Below are 15,215 nucleotides of genomic sequence, written 5' to 3'. Positions count from 1 at the left end.
CGCCCCCAACAACGACAACCACCGCGACCACTACGACGACCGTGCCACCAATCACGACCACACCGAGCGAGGTTCCCATCGGCACCCCGGCGGCCACGACCGGCTTCAGCGCACAGAAGCTCTCGACTGCCAGTGGAACCGTTGTATCCGTGTCGAATTCATCGGGCACTGAGGTCTACCGAGGTACCGTTGACAGCGACGCTGTCCTCCACTGGCTCACCGGAACCGATCAGTTGTATGTGATCAGCACTGCCGGCGTCACCGTCATCGACACATCAACGGGAGTCTGGGCCGAATCTCCTGCCACGAGCGAACTTCCGGACGAAATCAAGGCACTGGTGCCGTGATGAAAAAGACGACGAAAGCCGCCATGGCAGTCGCCGCGGCCGGAGCCGTATTGCTCGGCGGCTCGGGCACATTGGCGAAATGGACGGACAGTACGACACTGACGAGCGCCGCTGTCCAGTCCGGGACCCTGGATCTGGGAGCATGCGTGACCACGAACGGCGGCGGTTGGTATTCGCAGATCTACGTCAACGCACCCACTAACCCGAATCCACTCGTGCCTATCCCGAACATCACTACCTATCGACTCAAGCCTGGATTCAACTACACGTATTTCTGCGATTCGAGGGTCTTGGCCACCGGTCCCCGGTTGAGAGCCAATGTGACGGTCGACAAGACCAAGTTGAGTGGCGGGCTCGCAACCGCCGGTGTCGATCTCCGCACCTACGTCACTGATCAGAGCAACAATCTGCTGTACGACAGCACAGCACCGACGCCGAACCTCATCCCGGTCACGTCGGCATTGAACAACACCGACCTGACGGCGCAGGTGCTGTTCACGATCTACCCGAGCGATACCACCAGCTCAGGACTCACACTGAATACGGCGGCATTGACAATCGATGTCAAGCAATTGGGACTCACGCCCGCGCCGTAGAACGCCTCGCCACGAAGATCGAGGTACGGCGTTCTACGGGTTGCGTTCTACGGGGTCAGCCGAGGGCTCGCTTCAGATCAGCCAACAGATCGGCGGTGTCCTCGAGCCCCACGGACAGACGCACGACGCCATCCGTAATACCCACTGCTGCACGACCTTCCGGACCCATGGCCCGGTGGGTCGTGGTTGCGGGGTGAGTGATCAAGGACTTGGAGTCACCGAGGTTGTTGGAGATGTCGATGACGCGCAGGCCGTTGAGAACCTCGAATGCCCGCTTCTTGCCCTCACCATCGGGGGCATTGAGCTCGAACGTGACAACGGTTCCGCCACCGCTCATTTGAGACTTCGCGAGCTCGTGCTGCGGGTGCGAAGTCAGGTACGGATACTTGACCCACTTGACGCCGGAGTGCCCTTCGAGGAATTCGGCGATCTCGAGGGCCGAAGCCACGGAGTGCCGAATGCGGACCGGCATGGTCTCGAGGCCCTTGAGCAGTGTCCACGCGTTGAACGGGCTGAGGGCAGGTCCGGTGTGCCGCATCAGTTCTCGAACGGGACCGCTGATGTACTCCTCGGTTCCGAGGATCGCACCACCGAGCACGCGGCCCTGACCGTCGATGTGCTTGGTGCCGGAGTACACAACGACGTCGGCACCCAGATCGAGGCTGCGCTGCAGGAGCGGTGTCGCGAAGACGTTGTCCAGCACTACCTTTGCACCGGCTGCATGAGCAAGCTCCGACACCCGCCGAACGTCGACGAGGGACTGCATCGGGTTGGACGGCGTCTCGAAGAACACCGCCGTGGTGGGCACGGACAGCGCCTCTTCCCACTGCGCGTTGTCCTCGCCGTCGACGAAAACAACCTCGACCCCCCAGCGCGGAAGGATCTCGTTGCACACCACGAAGCAGGATCCGAAGAGGCTGCGCGCGGCAACCAATCGGTCGCCGTTGGCCAACAGTGCGCCCAACGCCGTGAAGACTGCCGACATTCCGCTGGCCGTCGCAAAGCACGCTTCTGCACCTTCGATGAGACGCAGGCGCTCTTCGAACATCTTGACCGTCGGGTTGCCGTAGCGGGAGTAGACAAAATGATCCACTTCGCCGGTGAAGGCTTGTTCGGCGGCTTCTGCACTCTCGTAGACGAATCCGGAGTTGAGGAACAGCGCTTCGGAAGTCTCCTCGAACCCGGTACGCATCAGTCCGCCGCGAACACCGAGAGTGCCGAGACCGACGTCGTCCGGCAGCGCTCGTTGAAATGCGCCACCCTGGGGAATTCCGCTCACTGCTGCCTCCATGGCAAGCCGATGGCCCGCCAACCTACAAGTCCGCGATGTCCGTCGGCACCCAATGCGCCTTCGAACCCGTCGAGCACGTTGTACGACGGGCCGATGCCCGCCGCAGTCGCAGCTTCCGCCGCACCGATGGAACGTTGTCCGGATCGACACAGGAAGATAACCGGACGCTCCGACCCGGAGGAATCAGCAGTGATGCCGGCTTCCTTCAACTGGTCGACGAAGTTGTCATTGCGCGCGCCGGTCGGGTGGCTCACCCATTCGATCAGTGCGGCCTGCTTGCCGAGGGAGGACACATCGGGGACACCGACGTACTTCCACTCCGCATCGGTCCGCACGTCGACCAGCACGGCGTCGGGGTTTTCGCGGAGCAGCTCCCAGGCTTGCTCCGGCGTCAGATCGCCTGCGTAACTCACGTAGTCCATGTTTTCACAAGACTGCCGTGAGCGCCTGAGCGGGCCGTCAGTTGCAGACGACCCAACGGTTGCCGTCACGGGTCAGGGCCCAGGTCGAGACTCGCTCGCCCGCTCCGCCACCGGTGATCGTCACGTCGGCCCGGGCGCGATCGCCGTTGACCGCGACCCCGTCCACACCTTTCAGCTCGACCGTCCCGTCGACGCCGGCCATAGGACCGTTGCTCGAATTGAAGCTCGCGCAGGTCAGGGTCTTGATCGTCTCCGCGTCATTTCGATTCTCGGCATCGACGTAGTCGGTGACGGAACGGCTCACACGATCGGACTCGGTGACGTTGTCCTCGGCCGGCGAGATCCACGATGCGACGAAGATTCCACCCAGGATCAAGGCGACGATGGCGACAGCCAAGAGGAACGGCCCCGCAGACGCCTTCTTGCCATCGATGTTGTCGGATTCGCGAAGCTCGTCACTCATAACGCCAATACTCCCCCACAACTTGAAATTGTGGCCCGTCAAGGACCAGGCCCCTACCCCGAATACCCGAGACAACGGGAGAATGGGAAGAAAGAATAGGTTTACCCACAACCGATCGAGTGAGAGTGTGGATCCGTTCGGCCGCAACCGAGGCACTGTGCTTAGGTTCGGCTAAATTGGATACTTGTCGATATGTTGTCCGAACTTCGAAGAAGGTAGCTGTCCTCACGATGACTGACTCCAACCGCCCACTCCGGGTCGCGATCGTCGGCGCCGGCCCCGCCGGCATCTACGCCGCCGACGCCCTCATGAAATCCGACACCGCAGTTTCCGGCCGCGGCGTCAGCATCGACCTCTTCGAGCGCATGCCCGCGCCCTTCGGCCTGATTCGTTACGGCGTCGCGCCCGATCATCCGCGCATCAAGGGCATCATCACTGCCCTGCACAAGGTGCTCGACAAGCCTCAGGTACGCCTGCTCGGCAACATCGACTACGGCACCGACATCACCCTCGACGACCTGCAGTCGTTCTACGACGCGGTCATCTTCTCCACCGGCGCCAACGCCGACCGTGCGCTCGGCATCCCGGGTATCGAACTCGACGGCAGCTACGGCGCGGCCGACTTCGTCTCCTGGTACGACGGCCACCCCGACGTACCGCGTACGTGGCCGCTCGAAGCCGAGAAGGTCGCCGTCCTCGGCGTCGGCAACGTTGCACTCGACATCGCCCGCGTTCTCGCCAAGACCGGCGACGAACTGCTGCCGACCGAGATCCCCGCCAACGTCTACGAGGGCCTCAAGAACAACAAGGCCGTCGAGGTTCACGTCTTCGGACGCCGCGGCCCGGCCCAGGCCAAGTTCACGCCTCTCGAACTGCGCGAACTCGACCACTCGCCGACCATCGAGGTCATCGTCGACCCCGAGGACATCGACTACGACGAGGGTTCCGAGCAGGCTCGCCGCAACTCCAAGCAGGTCGATATGGTTGCGAATACGCTGCAGGACTGGGCAATTCGCGACGTCGGAGCCCGTCCTCACAAGCTGTTCCTGCACTTCTTCGAATCTCCCACGGAGATCCTCGGTGAAGACGGCAAAGTCGTCGGCCTGCGCACCGAGCGCACTCAGCTCGACGGCACCGGCAACGTCAAGGGCACCGGCACGTACAAGGACTGGGATGTCCAGGCCGTGTACCGCGCCGTCGGTTACCTCTCGCAGAACATCACGCAGTTGCCGTTCGACGACCAGGCCGGCACCGTCCCCAACGACGCCGGACGCGTCGTCGCCGACGACAACGCCGAGGGCGCAGCCCGGTTCATGCCGGCCACCTACGTCACCGGCTGGATCAAGCGCGGCCCCGTCGGCCTCATCGGCCACACCAAGGGTGACGCCAACGAAACCGTCGCGAATCTTCTCGAGGACTCCGTCGACTTCGCGGGCGCCGCGAACCCCGACGAGAACGCCGTCATCGAGTTCCTCGAAGGCAAGCAGGTTCCGTACACGACCTGGCAGGGCTGGTACCGCCTCGACGCGCACGAGCGCAGCCTGGGCGAGCCCGAGGGCCGTGAGCGCATCAAAGTCGTCGAGCGTCACGACATGCTGAAGGCATCCGAGCCCGACCGCGCGAACTGAGTGCGCGGAAGTAACTGAACAGAAGCCCTCCACCGGCCCGACGCGACCCAGGTCACATCGGGCCGGTGGTGTGTGCAGGGACCCAGGGCAACAGGGCAAAATAGACCCCGTGTTTGACGCCCATGTGCATATCATCGACCCGCGCTTCCCGCTGGTCGAGAATCACGGGTACCTGCCTGAGCCCTTCACCGTGGCCGATTACCGGGCCCGGATTGCCTCACTTAAGGGCCTGAGCGTTGACGGCGGCGCGGTGGTGACCGCGTCGTACCAGGGCAATGACCAGGAATACCTGAAAGCTGCCTTGTCCGAACTCGGCGAAGGCTGGGTGGGCGTCACTGCTTTGCCGCTCGATGCGACGGATGAAGACATCGTTGCTCTGGACGCACTGGGAGTACGTGCCGTCCGGTTCAACCTGCGCCGCGGCGCCACCGACCTGCGTCTGCTCGCCGATCTCGCCAACCGCGCTTTCGATCTGGTCGGCTGGCACGCCGAGTTCTACGTCGATGCCACGCTGTTGCTGTCGTTGGAACCGGTCTTCGCCAAATTGCCCGCGGTGAGCATCGACCACTTGGGAATGTCCACCCGCGGACTGCCGTATCTCCTCAACCTCGTCGACCGCGGAGTGCGCGTCAAAGCCACCGGGTTCGGCCGCACCACCATCTCCGACGTCAGCGATGTGCTGCGCCAGATCCACGCGGTCAATCCCGCTGCGCTGATGTTCGGCACCGATCTACCCGGTACACGGGCACGTCGAGCGTTCGAGGTCCACGACCTGGACGTGATCGCCGACGCTGTCGGCGACGACCTGCCCGCGGTCATGTGCGACAACGCCCGCTCCTGGTACCGCTGCGCTCAGGTGAACGCAACGGCTCCCAGCCACAGCCCCGCCGCGATCAGCGCTCCGAACAGTTCCACCAGCATGGACAATCCGACTGCCTTCACCGCGTGAAGCGTCGACGACCAAGCGATGTCGTAACGGCGCAGCCGCGCTAGTTCCGCGAAATACGTTCCGACGATGAATCCGAGGAACAACCCCACGACCGGAATCACGAAGAACCCGATGATGCCGACGACGCCGCCGACCACCACCGACAGGTTGGGCACTCCCCCGGACTTCATCCGCTTGCCCGGCCACGTGTACTTCACGATCCCGGTGACCACCAGTGCCAGCGTGGACAGCGCGAACACCGTCCACGCCGTGGCACCACCGGTCATGATCGCCCACACCAGAATTGCACCGAAAACAAGAAGCGTCCCCGGGAGAATCGGAACGACGACACCGATCAGACCGACCAGGATGACCAGCCCGACGAGGACCTCGGCCACAGGACTCATCCGACGGGACGCACCTTCGACGCGGCTTCGCGAGCACGGTCGCGTGCAGTAGGCACATCGGCGGCCGTCGACACTGCAACACCCATGCGACGACGCGTGAAGCTCTCCGGCTTGCCGAAGAGCCGCAGGTCCGTCTCGGGAACCCCGAGCGCCTCGGCGACGCCGTCGAATCCGATCCCCTTTGCCTCCACTCCGCCGTAGATCACTGCCGACGCTCCCGGAGACGTGAGCGTCGTGTCGACCGGCAAGCCCAGGATCGCGCGAGCATGCAGTTCGAACTCCGAAAGTCGCTGCGTCCGCAGAGTCACCAATCCGGTGTCGTGCGGCCGTGGGCTCACTTCGGAGAAGAAGACGTAGTCGCCCTTCACGAATAGCTCGACGCCGAAGATGCCTCGCCCGCCCAGAGCCGTGGTTACCTTCTCGGCGACGTCTCGGGCCGAGGCGAGGGCAACCGCGGACATCTGCTGCGGCTGCCACGATTCGATGTAGTCTCCGGCCTCCTGCAGGTGCCCGATCGGTTCGCAGAACGACGTCTCGACCTGACCGCTATCACCGACGGCTCGAACTGTCAATTGTGTTATCTCGTAATCGAAATCGACAAAGCCCTCGACGATCACCCGGCCGTGATTCACACGACCTCCGGCCATCGCGTAGTCCCACGCGGCGTCGAGATCTTCGGCGGATCGAACCGTCGACTGTCCCTTACCCGACGAGGACATGACTGGCTTGATGACGCACGGAAAACCGATTCGGTCTGTCGCTGCCTGTACTTCGGCAAGCGAGTCCGCGAAGGCGTACGGCGAAGTGGGCAGGCCCAACTCCTCGGCCGCGAGCCGACGGATTCCCTCACGGTTCATCGTGAGCTGGGTGGCTCGGGCGGTCGGAATGACCACCGCACCCCCGCGTTCTTCGACGAGTGCAAGCGCATCCGTCGCGATGGCCTCGATCTCGGGAACCACGAAGTGAGGCTTTTCCAACTCGATGACGGCAAGCAGTGCTTCCGGATCGGTCATGTCGACGGTATGAGCACGATGAGCCACCTGGTGCCCAGGGGCATCGGGATACCGATCCACCGCAATCACTTCGACGCCCAGACGCTGCAGCGCGATGACAACTTCCTTACCCAACTCGCCTGATCCCAACATCATCACGCGGATGGAGTTCTCGGTCAGTGGGGTTCCGAATCGGAGCGGAAGCGTCGGCAGGGGCGAAGGCGTCGAATCAAGCTGCATGGGTGCGACTATATGCCAATCCCGATGCAGGTCAGCGCGGTTATCGGCCGTCCACCACACCTTCGCGGCCAAATCCTCGCCGGATCGTTCGGGGTACCGCAGGCTTGCGATAGGTGCGGGTGACAGTGTCCGGCTCGGAATTCCGTTGCGGCACGGTGTCGTTGCCGACGCGGTGCACTTTCACGAGGTTGCGCCCAGCACGCTTGGCGTCGTAGAGAGCCTCGTCTGCGACGCTCATGAGGGTCGACAGCGCCGGCGTCGCATGATCGACCCACGCGACGCCGACGCTGACGGTGCTCGTCACATCTGATTCGGCCGAGTACTCGACTTGCGCGCCGCGGACCGCCTCGGCGACATCGATTGCTCGCGCGTAGCTGCAGTCCGGAAGCAGAACGGCGAACTCCTCGCCGCCGAGCCTTCCGATCAGATCGCCGTCCGACAATCGGTCAGCGGCCCGCTCGGCGAAGTTCGCGAGAACGCTGTCACCGGTCATATGTCCATGCGTGTCGTTGATGCTCTTGAAGTGGTCCAGGTCGAGCATCAGCAGGCCGACCGGAGATTGTGTGCGAGCCGCGTCGGCAAGTTCCGCTTCCGCGTGGCCGAGGAACGCACCGCGCGAGAGGACCCCGGTCAGATGGTCGAATTCGACGGCAAGGAAGAGCTCACGCTCGGCAGCACGGCGTTCCTCGGTCGCACAGGCAACCGCGATCGGCCCCAACGCGATCAGCGTGACGGCAATGGACGTGATGACGTCCTCGTTCCACGTCGAGGCGGCTTGATCTCCGATGTCGAGTCGACCGCTACCCGCCATCATGAGTGACCACACCGACCAGACCACTGAAACGAAGGCAGTGCTCGGAACCGAGATGCGAGTGGCACACCAGAGGAGAGCTGGAATCGGCAGGACCAGCGCAATCGGCCCTTCGATACTGAGGGCGATCGGCACGCAGGCTGCAGTGGCGAGTAGCGGAACGCTCAGAGCGGCGACAGTTCTGGCGGTCAGTTTCCTGCGGAACTCGGCAAGGCTCGACGGGATGGAGAGAGTGAGAATGAGAGGAAGGACCAGCAGGTACGCCATGACCTCGGTGGCACCCCAGTGGAAAAACGTGTCGGCAAAGGACTGACCGCGTAAGAGCCGGTCCAAGGCGCCGGCCGTGGCCGCGGTACCAGTCGCCGCGACGAACGAGACGAAGACCATCCATACCAGCGACTGCGAATCGACCAATCGGAACGGTGTGCGCTTCAAGTAGTACAGAACGAGAACACCGAGCGTCACTCCGGCGAGGTTGGCCCCGTTCAGCTGCAGGGCAAGCGACAGCGAGTTGCCCGTAATCAGGTCAGCGCAGACGTATCCGACGGCCGCGGCGATCCACGTCCGCCATTCGATCAGGACCGGCCATCTGACCATCATTCCCAGCAGAATGGCGTTGGCGCACCAGAATGTCGCGAGCAAACCTGGTGGGCGCGTGAGGATGCCGATCAACGATGCCGCAAGTACAACGGCCAGCACTAGGAGAAGGCGCAGAAAGCGACTCGTCCCTACCATGCGTCACCTCGCGGTCGGCTACCTCTGAATTCGGGAGCACCGGACGTCGCGGTGACCGTATGCCGATGTCGTCGAACTATCGTACGCAGGTGCTGCCACTCGCAGTTCTGTGTTCACATGCCAAAACGGCAACTGCGAACATCTCCGCAAACGCGGATGCCCTCCGGCCACGACAGTGGACAGAGGGCACCTGCATGCAATCCGATCGGCAGAGCCGAATTGATCTGCCGGAAGGGATGACTACTCGGCGGATCCGCTGGACAGACCCGAGAGTGAACCGGTGGACGAGCCCTCGCCCTCTCCGGACAGCGATTCGGTGGGAACGGACTTGAGGAAAGCTCCGAGCGCGGTGAGCAGGGGTCCGAGGGTGCTGAGTGATCCGAACATAGGAGGTTCTCCTGTATGTGAGGTGGTGTGATGTTCCAGCGCCATTCCGGCCGCAGGCGGTGGCCGATATGGTTCGGGAACTTCTGCCGCACGGATGGCTGAACCGCCCCCCGAACAACATCCCGAGCTGTGATGTAGCGCACTGACTTGGCGCTGCCTGCATTTATAGACCGGCTTTCCATCCTTGTCTAGCTATCTAATAGCTATCAATGCGGACTTTCGGTCACACCTTTACGGATAATTGCAGTTCAAAGCGCAAATTCACCCTCTAGAATGTCCCATAATGTGATTTAGCTCACAGTGAAGAGCCGAAAAGTGTGGCCCGCAGACAACTGCGAGCCACACTTTCGGACAAACTGGACTTAATTATCGGCCGCCGATCCCGTCCCAGGGGTGAGAGAGCCACCGCCGAGTGCCGTGAACAGGTCCTTGAGCACCGGAATGAACGTCTTGACGACGCCGCTGAAGTCTTCGAATGAACCCATGTCGGGCCTCCTTTTGTCGGAATGCAGTTGAGATGAAGTGAGGACCGAGAACTACTCGGCGGCCGAACCGGCCGAACCCGAGCCGTCTGCCGATCCCGCGTTCAACTTGGTCACGAATGCAAGAACGCTCTTGAGGAAGGCGTCGAGATTCTGAATCGAGGTCATGCGACTACTCCTGTGTTGTTTCGGAAGATTTCTCGAGGTCGAACGTCAGGAGTTCGAGCTCGCGGTGTCCAGCCCCTGAAGGGTTTTGAGCATGTTGACCAGGGGAAGAAGCTGGAGAATGCCCCAGCCCATGCCGTTGGCCTTGAGAAGGTTTCCGAGGGATCCCATATGTGACTCCTTGCATGAATATCTATGACGCGGCGCACGTTTTGTTCGCTCCACGTCTTTGTAGCCAAGCTAAATACGTACGTCCAGTTTGTTTCTGTCCAAGCGAAAACGTGACACATTGGATGAATATGTAAACCTGCAGTTCAGGTGCTGTGACCTGAATCCAATCTCGAATTCGAGTGTGTTCGAGATCACAGCCAATTAGGACAAAAGGATGCAATCGTCAGAGTCGGTGCCAACCTCGACCGCGATCTGTCATACCGTGTGCGTGTGATCAATCGCGAACGAGCGGCAACCGAGGCAACTCACCGGGAACCGTCGTGCTAGCAAAACTCCTCAAGACGTACCTGCCACCGTACCGCTGGTTGCTTGCCGGGGTCCTCGCACTGCAACTCTTCGGGGCCATCGCGTCGTTGGTCCTCCCCACACTCAACGCGCGGATCATCGACGACGGCGTCGCCCGAGGCGACACCGGATTCATCATGTCCACCGGCGGGATCATGCTCCTGGTCTCGCTTGCGTCGATCATCGCGTCGGTCGCATCGACCTATCTGGCTGCAAAATCGTCGATGGGCTTCGGCCACGACGTTCGAGGCGCCTTTTACAAGGCAGTCGGCAGTTTCTCGGATCGCGAATTCAACAGTTTCGGTGCGCCGACGCTGATCACACGCAACACCAACGACGTCCTGCAGATCCAGGCCCTGGTCATGCTGACGTCCTCGATGCTCGTCAGCGCCCCACTTATGTGCATCGGCGGCATCATCATGGCTCTGCGCGAGAACCTGCAGATGTCCTGGCTCCTGACGATTTCGGTACCACTGCTCGGCATCACCGTCTCGGTCGTGGTGGCCAAGCTGATCCCGCATTTCCGGACGATGCAGACGCGGATCGACAACATCAATCGATCACTGCGCGAACAGCTCACCGGTATGCGTGTCATTCGCGCCTTCGTTCGCGAACCCGACGAAACGATCCGCTTCGACAAGGCCAACAAGGAACTGACCGACACTTCGCTCCTCATCGGCCGGTACCAGGCGGTTCTGCTGCCCACCGTCATGTTGATCGCCAACCTGTCGAGCGTCGCGGTGCTGTGGTTCGGCGCGCATCTGGTCGATACCGGAGACATGCAGATCGGCCAGATCAGCGCCTTCCTCGCCTACGTCATGCAGATCCTGATGTCCGTGGTCATGGCGACCATGTTGGCCGTCGTGATCCCCCGCGCGGCCGTGTGTGCCGACCGCATCACCGAGGTACTCGACACCGAGCCGACCGTGCCCGCGCCGGCCCAGCCCCTTCGCCCGACCAGCCCCTACGGCGTTGTCGAGTTCGGTGGAGCCGGATTCACGTATCCGGGAGCTGAAACGCCGGTCCTGTCGAATGTCTCGATGCGATGCATGCCAGGAACGGTCACCGCGATCGTCGGCAGTACCGGTAGTGGCAAATCGACCCTCGTCTCACTCATCCCCCGACTGTTCGACGTCACGGCCGGCGCCGTCTTGGTCGACGGCTTGGACGTCCGTGGCTGGGATCAGGACGAACTCTTCGCCAACTTCGGATACGTGCCCCAGAAGGCCTATCTGTTCGCCGGCACGATCGCGAGCAATATCCGCTACGGAAACCCGACCGCCACCGACGACGACATCTGGGCAGCCCTCACCATCGCCCAGGCAGACGACTTCGTCCGGGAGCTGTCCGACGGTCTCGAGTCACCGATCGCCCAGGGCGGCGGCAATCTCTCGGGCGGACAAAAACAACGTCTCGCCATCGCCAGAGCGGTGGTCCGCAGACCCCGGATCTTCGTCTTCGACGATTCGTTCTCCGCTCTCGACATGCATACGGACGCCGCGGTCCGACGCGAACTCCGGACGGTTTCGACTCATTCGACGGTCATCATCGTGGCTCAGCGCGTCGCATCCATCATCGATGCCGACCAGATCATGGTCCTCGAAGACGGTGCGCCGGTCGGCCTCGGCGACCATCAGTTCCTTCTGGCCAACTGTCCGACGTACCAAGAGATCGTGGCTTCCCAGATTCCCGCGGAGATGAGCGCATGACCAGCCCGCAGGACCCGACATGGGGCGGCCCCAACAGCCAGTACTTCGACGATGCCCCGACGGTGGTGTTCGCCAAGATCCCGAGCGAACCTGAATCCGCGGACGGCGATGCGAAGTCGAGTAACCCCGAGACCCCCGACAAAGAGCCGAAGCCCGCGCTGACCGCGACGGACACCAAACCTCGCCACTTCAAGGCGACGATGAAGCGGCTTCTCTCGCTTCTGCAGCCGCACAAGTTTGCAGTCTTCTGTGTCGTCGTTGCGACGATCGCCAGCATCGCGCTGTCGGTCGCAGTGCCGAAAATCCTCGGTCACGCGACAGACCTCATCTTCGCCGGGTTCATCGGCAAGAGCCTGCCCGCCGGACTGACCCGCGAGCAGGCCGCAGACGCCATCCGGGCATCAGGGAATTCGACGTTCGCCGATCTTGTCGCCAACTCGACCGACGTCGTTCCCGGTGTGGGTCTGAACTTCGACGCCATCGGCAAGGTCGTCATGCTCGCGATCGGCGTGTACTTGCTCTCGTCGCTGCTTGCCTGGTTGGAAGCATTCCTCCTCAACATCATCGTCCAGAAGACCATCTACAACCTGCGTGCCTCGGTGGAGGCGAAGCTTCACCGTCTCCCCCTTCCGTATTTCGACAAGACGCCGCGTGGCGAGATCCTCAGCCGCGTCACCAACGACATCGACAACATCTCCTCGACGCTGTCGTCGACGTTGACCTCGCTCCTGACGTCGGTGCTCACCGTCCTCGGCGTCCTGACGATGATGTTCGTCATTTCTCCGATGCTCGCCCTGATCGCACTGATCGCGGTGCCGGTATCGGTGCTCCTCGTTGCCAGGGTCGCCAAGCGAGCACAGGTGTTGTACAAGGCTCAGTGGACCGAGACGGGCAAGATCAACGCGCAGATCGAGGAGAACTACAGCGGTCGCGACCTGGTACGCGTGTACGGGCATCAGGCCGAAGCCGAGCGTGAATTCGCCGAGCAGAACAAGAAGCTCCTCGACGCGTCCTTCGGCGCACAGTTCCTCTCCAGCCTGATCATGCCGGTCATGAACTTCGTCGGAAACATCACCTACGTGCTGCTCGCTGTGGTCGGCGCTCTCAAGGTCGCCAGCGGCAACATGTCACTCGGTGACGTTCAGGCCTTCATCGTCTATTCGCGCCAGTTCAGCCAGCCACTGACGCAGATCGCGTCCATGTCGACCAGCCTGCAGTCCGGAGCCGCGTCGGCGGAGCGGGTCTTCGAGCTTCTCGACGAACCCGAGCAGTCGCCCGACATCGACGTGCCGCTTCTCCCCGAGCCCGCCGGACGTCATCGCAACGTCGGTCACATCGAGTTCGAGAACGTCTCGTTCCGGTACGAGCCGGACAAGCCGTTGATCGAGAACGTGTACCTCACGGCCCGGCCCGGGCAGATGGTCGCCATCGTCGGGCCCACCGGTGCCGGCAAGACCACCTTGGTCAACCTGCTCATGCGCTTCTACGAAGTCGACTCCGGCCGAATCACTCTCGACGACGTCGACATCTCGCAGATGCGCCGCTCCGACTTGCGCAAGCACGTCGGCATGGTTCTGCAGGACACCTGGCTCTTCGGCGGCACGATCCGCGACAACATCGCATACGGCCGACTCGACGCCAGCGAATACGAGATTCACGAAGCCGCACGCGCTGCCTTCGTCGACCGCTTCATCCACACCCTCCCGGACGGGTACGACACCGTGCTGGACGAGGAGGCGTCGAACATCAGCTCCGGCGAGAAGCAGCTCATCACGATCGCTCGTGCATTCCTGTCGGAGCCGTCGCTGCTGATTCTCGACGAGGCGACGAGCTCGGTCGACACACGTACGGAACAGCTTGTGCAGCAAGCAATGTCCGCGTTGCGCGTCGGGCGGACCAGCTTCATCATCGCGCACCGGCTCTCCACCATCCGTAACGCCGATCTGATCGTCGTGATGGAGGCGGGCAAGATCGTCGAGCAGGGCACACACGACGAACTCATCGCAGCGGCGGGCGCGTACTTCCGTCTCTACAACGCTCAGTTCGAGGGTGCCGCCGTCTAGTGATCGGCGCCTCCCTCGGTGGACACAGTGCCCCGGAGCACACCTGATCGATTCGACACGTTACCGTCGGGTCAGAAGTGTTGTCACCGTCTGAATTGGGAGTGCGTGTGTCTGCAGAAGCTGTGGAGAAGAAGGGCCCGCTCGCGGGCATTCGGATCGTGGAATTCGCTGGATTGGGACCGGGCCCGCACGCCGCGACACTGTTGGCGGACATGGGCGCCGACATCGTCATCGTGCAGCGCGCAGGGCAGATTCCGCAGGACTCGAACGCAACCGACCAGATCAAGCGCGGCCGCCGCATCGTCGAGGCCAACCTGAAGGACCCGGCCGACGTCGCGAAAGTGCTCGATCTCCTGGGCCGCGCCGACGTCCTCATCGAGGGTTTCCGCCCCGGCGTCATGGAACGCATGGGACTCGGACCCGACGTGGTCTCGGAGCGCAATCCGCGCCTCGTCTACGCCCGTATGACGGGCTGGGGACAGGAAGGACCGCTCGCCAACGCCGCCGGTCACGACATCAACTACATCTCACTGACCGGTGTCCTCAACGCCATCGGACGCAAGGGTGAACGTCCCGTCCCGCCGCTCAACATGGTCGGCGATTTCGGCGGCGGTTCCATGTTCCTGATCTTCGGCATTCTGTCGGCTCTCGTCGAGCGCTCGACGTCCGGTAAGGGCCAGGTCGTCGACGCGGCAATGGTCGACGGAACCCTCGCGCTCTCCCACATGATGTGGGCATTCCGCGGTCGCGGCGTCTGGTCCGACGAGCGCGGCGTCAATCTCCTCGACACCGGCGCTCCGTTCTACGACACCTACGAGACCTCCGACGGCAAGTACATGGCCGTCGGATCCATCGAACCGCAGTTCTACGCATTGCTGCTCGAGGGCCTCGAACTCGATCCCGCGACGCTCCCTCACCAGATGGACACGTCCAAGTGGGACGACATGAAGAAGCTCTTCACCGAAAAGTTCCTGTCCAAGACTCGCGACGAGTGGGCCAAGATCTTCCTCGGCACAGACGCCTGCGTCTCCCC

15 protein-coding genes and 1 pseudogene are annotated in these 15,215 nt (G+C 62.4%); 7 read left to right on the top strand and 9 right to left on the bottom strand.

Annotated features, from left to right (window positions below):
- Together RWT78_RS21420 and RWT78_RS21415 are read left to right on the top strand one after the other, a co-directional pair.
- Positions 1–347: pseudogene (locus RWT78_RS21420) on the top strand (signal peptidase I); the annotation flags it as partial.
- The gene (locus RWT78_RS21415; RefSeq protein ID WP_037131464.1) at positions 347–943 is read left to right on the top strand and encodes an alternate-type signal peptide domain-containing protein; all 597 of its coding nucleotides are present in this window, start codon (positions 347–349) and stop codon (positions 941–943) included. The pseudogene RWT78_RS21420 and the gene RWT78_RS21415, both read left to right, overlap by 1 nt.
- A gap of 55 nt (positions 944–998) precedes the next feature.
- Here the strand turns inward: RWT78_RS21415 and RWT78_RS21410 are convergent, their stop codons facing one another.
- Genes RWT78_RS21410 through RWT78_RS21400 form a run of 3 tightly spaced genes read right to left on the bottom strand, consistent with a single transcriptional unit; the run spans position 999 to position 3,119 of the window.
- Positions 999–2,222, bottom strand: a complete 1,224-nt coding sequence (locus RWT78_RS21410; protein WP_172436668.1) for an O-succinylhomoserine sulfhydrylase — start codon at positions 2,220–2,222, stop codon at positions 999–1,001.
- A complete protein-coding gene (locus RWT78_RS21405) occupies positions 2,219–2,647 on the bottom strand; it encodes a rhodanese-like domain-containing protein (protein WP_007726822.1) in 429 nt (142 codons plus the stop codon). Before RWT78_RS21405 ends, RWT78_RS21410 begins: the two co-directional genes overlap by 4 nt.
- 46 nt (positions 2,648–2,693) lie before the next feature.
- Complete coding sequence (locus RWT78_RS21400; RefSeq protein WP_003944344.1) at positions 2,694–3,119, bottom strand: hypothetical protein; 426 nt, start codon at positions 3,117–3,119, stop codon at positions 2,694–2,696.
- Between the two features lie 230 nt (positions 3,120–3,349).
- On the opposite strand from RWT78_RS21400, the gene RWT78_RS21395 reads away from it, so the two are divergent.
- Together RWT78_RS21395 and RWT78_RS21390 are read left to right on the top strand one after the other, a co-directional pair.
- Positions 3,350–4,747: an FAD-dependent oxidoreductase gene (locus tag RWT78_RS21395; protein ID WP_003944405.1), complete on the top strand. Its 1,398-nt coding sequence runs from the start codon at positions 3,350–3,352 to the stop codon at positions 4,745–4,747.
- Positions 4,748–4,856: 109 nt separating this feature from the next.
- Positions 4,857–5,696 (top strand): amidohydrolase family protein, encoded by an 840-nt coding sequence (locus tag RWT78_RS21390; protein ID WP_223304639.1) that lies wholly within the window; start codon positions 4,857–4,859, stop codon positions 5,694–5,696.
- Here the strand turns inward: RWT78_RS21390 and RWT78_RS21385 are convergent.
- From RWT78_RS21385 to RWT78_RS21360, 6 genes are all read right to left on the bottom strand, one after another.
- Positions 5,600–6,082, bottom strand: coding sequence for a DUF456 domain-containing protein (locus RWT78_RS21385; RefSeq protein ID WP_019749482.1), 483 nt, complete (start codon positions 6,080–6,082; stop codon positions 5,600–5,602). The genes RWT78_RS21390 and RWT78_RS21385 overlap by 97 nt on opposite strands.
- Positions 6,079–7,314, bottom strand: coding sequence for a formate-dependent phosphoribosylglycinamide formyltransferase (gene purT / locus RWT78_RS21380; protein WP_314678035.1), 1,236 nt, complete (start codon positions 7,312–7,314; stop codon positions 6,079–6,081). Before purT ends, RWT78_RS21385 begins: the two co-directional genes overlap by 4 nt.
- 40 nt (positions 7,315–7,354) lie before the next feature.
- Complete coding sequence (locus RWT78_RS21375) at positions 7,355–8,860, bottom strand: GGDEF domain-containing protein (RefSeq protein ID WP_230359599.1); 1,506 nt, start codon at positions 8,858–8,860, stop codon at positions 7,355–7,357.
- 240 nt (positions 8,861–9,100) lie between these two features.
- Positions 9,101–9,247: a hypothetical protein gene (locus RWT78_RS21370; RefSeq protein WP_003944356.1), complete on the bottom strand. Its 147-nt coding sequence runs from the start codon at positions 9,245–9,247 to the stop codon at positions 9,101–9,103.
- Between the two features lie 362 nt (positions 9,248–9,609).
- Positions 9,610–9,732 (bottom strand): hypothetical protein, encoded by a 123-nt coding sequence (locus RWT78_RS21365; protein WP_314678033.1) that lies wholly within the window; start codon positions 9,730–9,732, stop codon positions 9,610–9,612.
- A 210-nt stretch (positions 9,733–9,942) separates the two neighbouring features.
- A complete protein-coding gene (locus RWT78_RS21360; protein ID WP_003944443.1) occupies positions 9,943–10,065 on the bottom strand; it encodes a hypothetical protein in 123 nt (40 codons plus the stop codon).
- Positions 10,066–10,385: 320 nt separating this feature from the next.
- On the opposite strand from RWT78_RS21360, the gene RWT78_RS21355 reads away from it, so the two are divergent.
- The 3 genes from RWT78_RS21355 to RWT78_RS21345 form a co-directional block, all read left to right on the top strand.
- A complete protein-coding gene (locus RWT78_RS21355) occupies positions 10,386–12,119 on the top strand; it encodes an ABC transporter ATP-binding protein (protein WP_021333951.1) in 1,734 nt (577 codons plus the stop codon).
- Positions 12,116–14,182: an ABC transporter ATP-binding protein gene (locus RWT78_RS21350; protein ID WP_003944426.1), complete on the top strand. Its 2,067-nt coding sequence runs from the start codon at positions 12,116–12,118 to the stop codon at positions 14,180–14,182. The genes RWT78_RS21355 and RWT78_RS21350 overlap by 4 nt, the downstream gene beginning before the upstream one ends.
- 107 nt (positions 14,183–14,289) lie before the next feature.
- Positions 14,290–15,215 (top strand): CaiB/BaiF CoA-transferase family protein (locus RWT78_RS21345; RefSeq protein ID WP_314678030.1); only part of this gene is annotated, 926 nt, incomplete at its 3' end.

Source organism: uncultured Rhodococcus sp. (assembly GCF_963525155.1).
GTDB classification, from domain to species: Bacteria; Actinomycetota; Actinomycetes; order Mycobacteriales; family Mycobacteriaceae; genus Rhodococcus_F; species Rhodococcus_F qingshengii.
The sequence above is the reverse complement of the archived record's forward strand: the minus strand, read 5'-3'. Positions and strand labels throughout refer to the sequence as shown.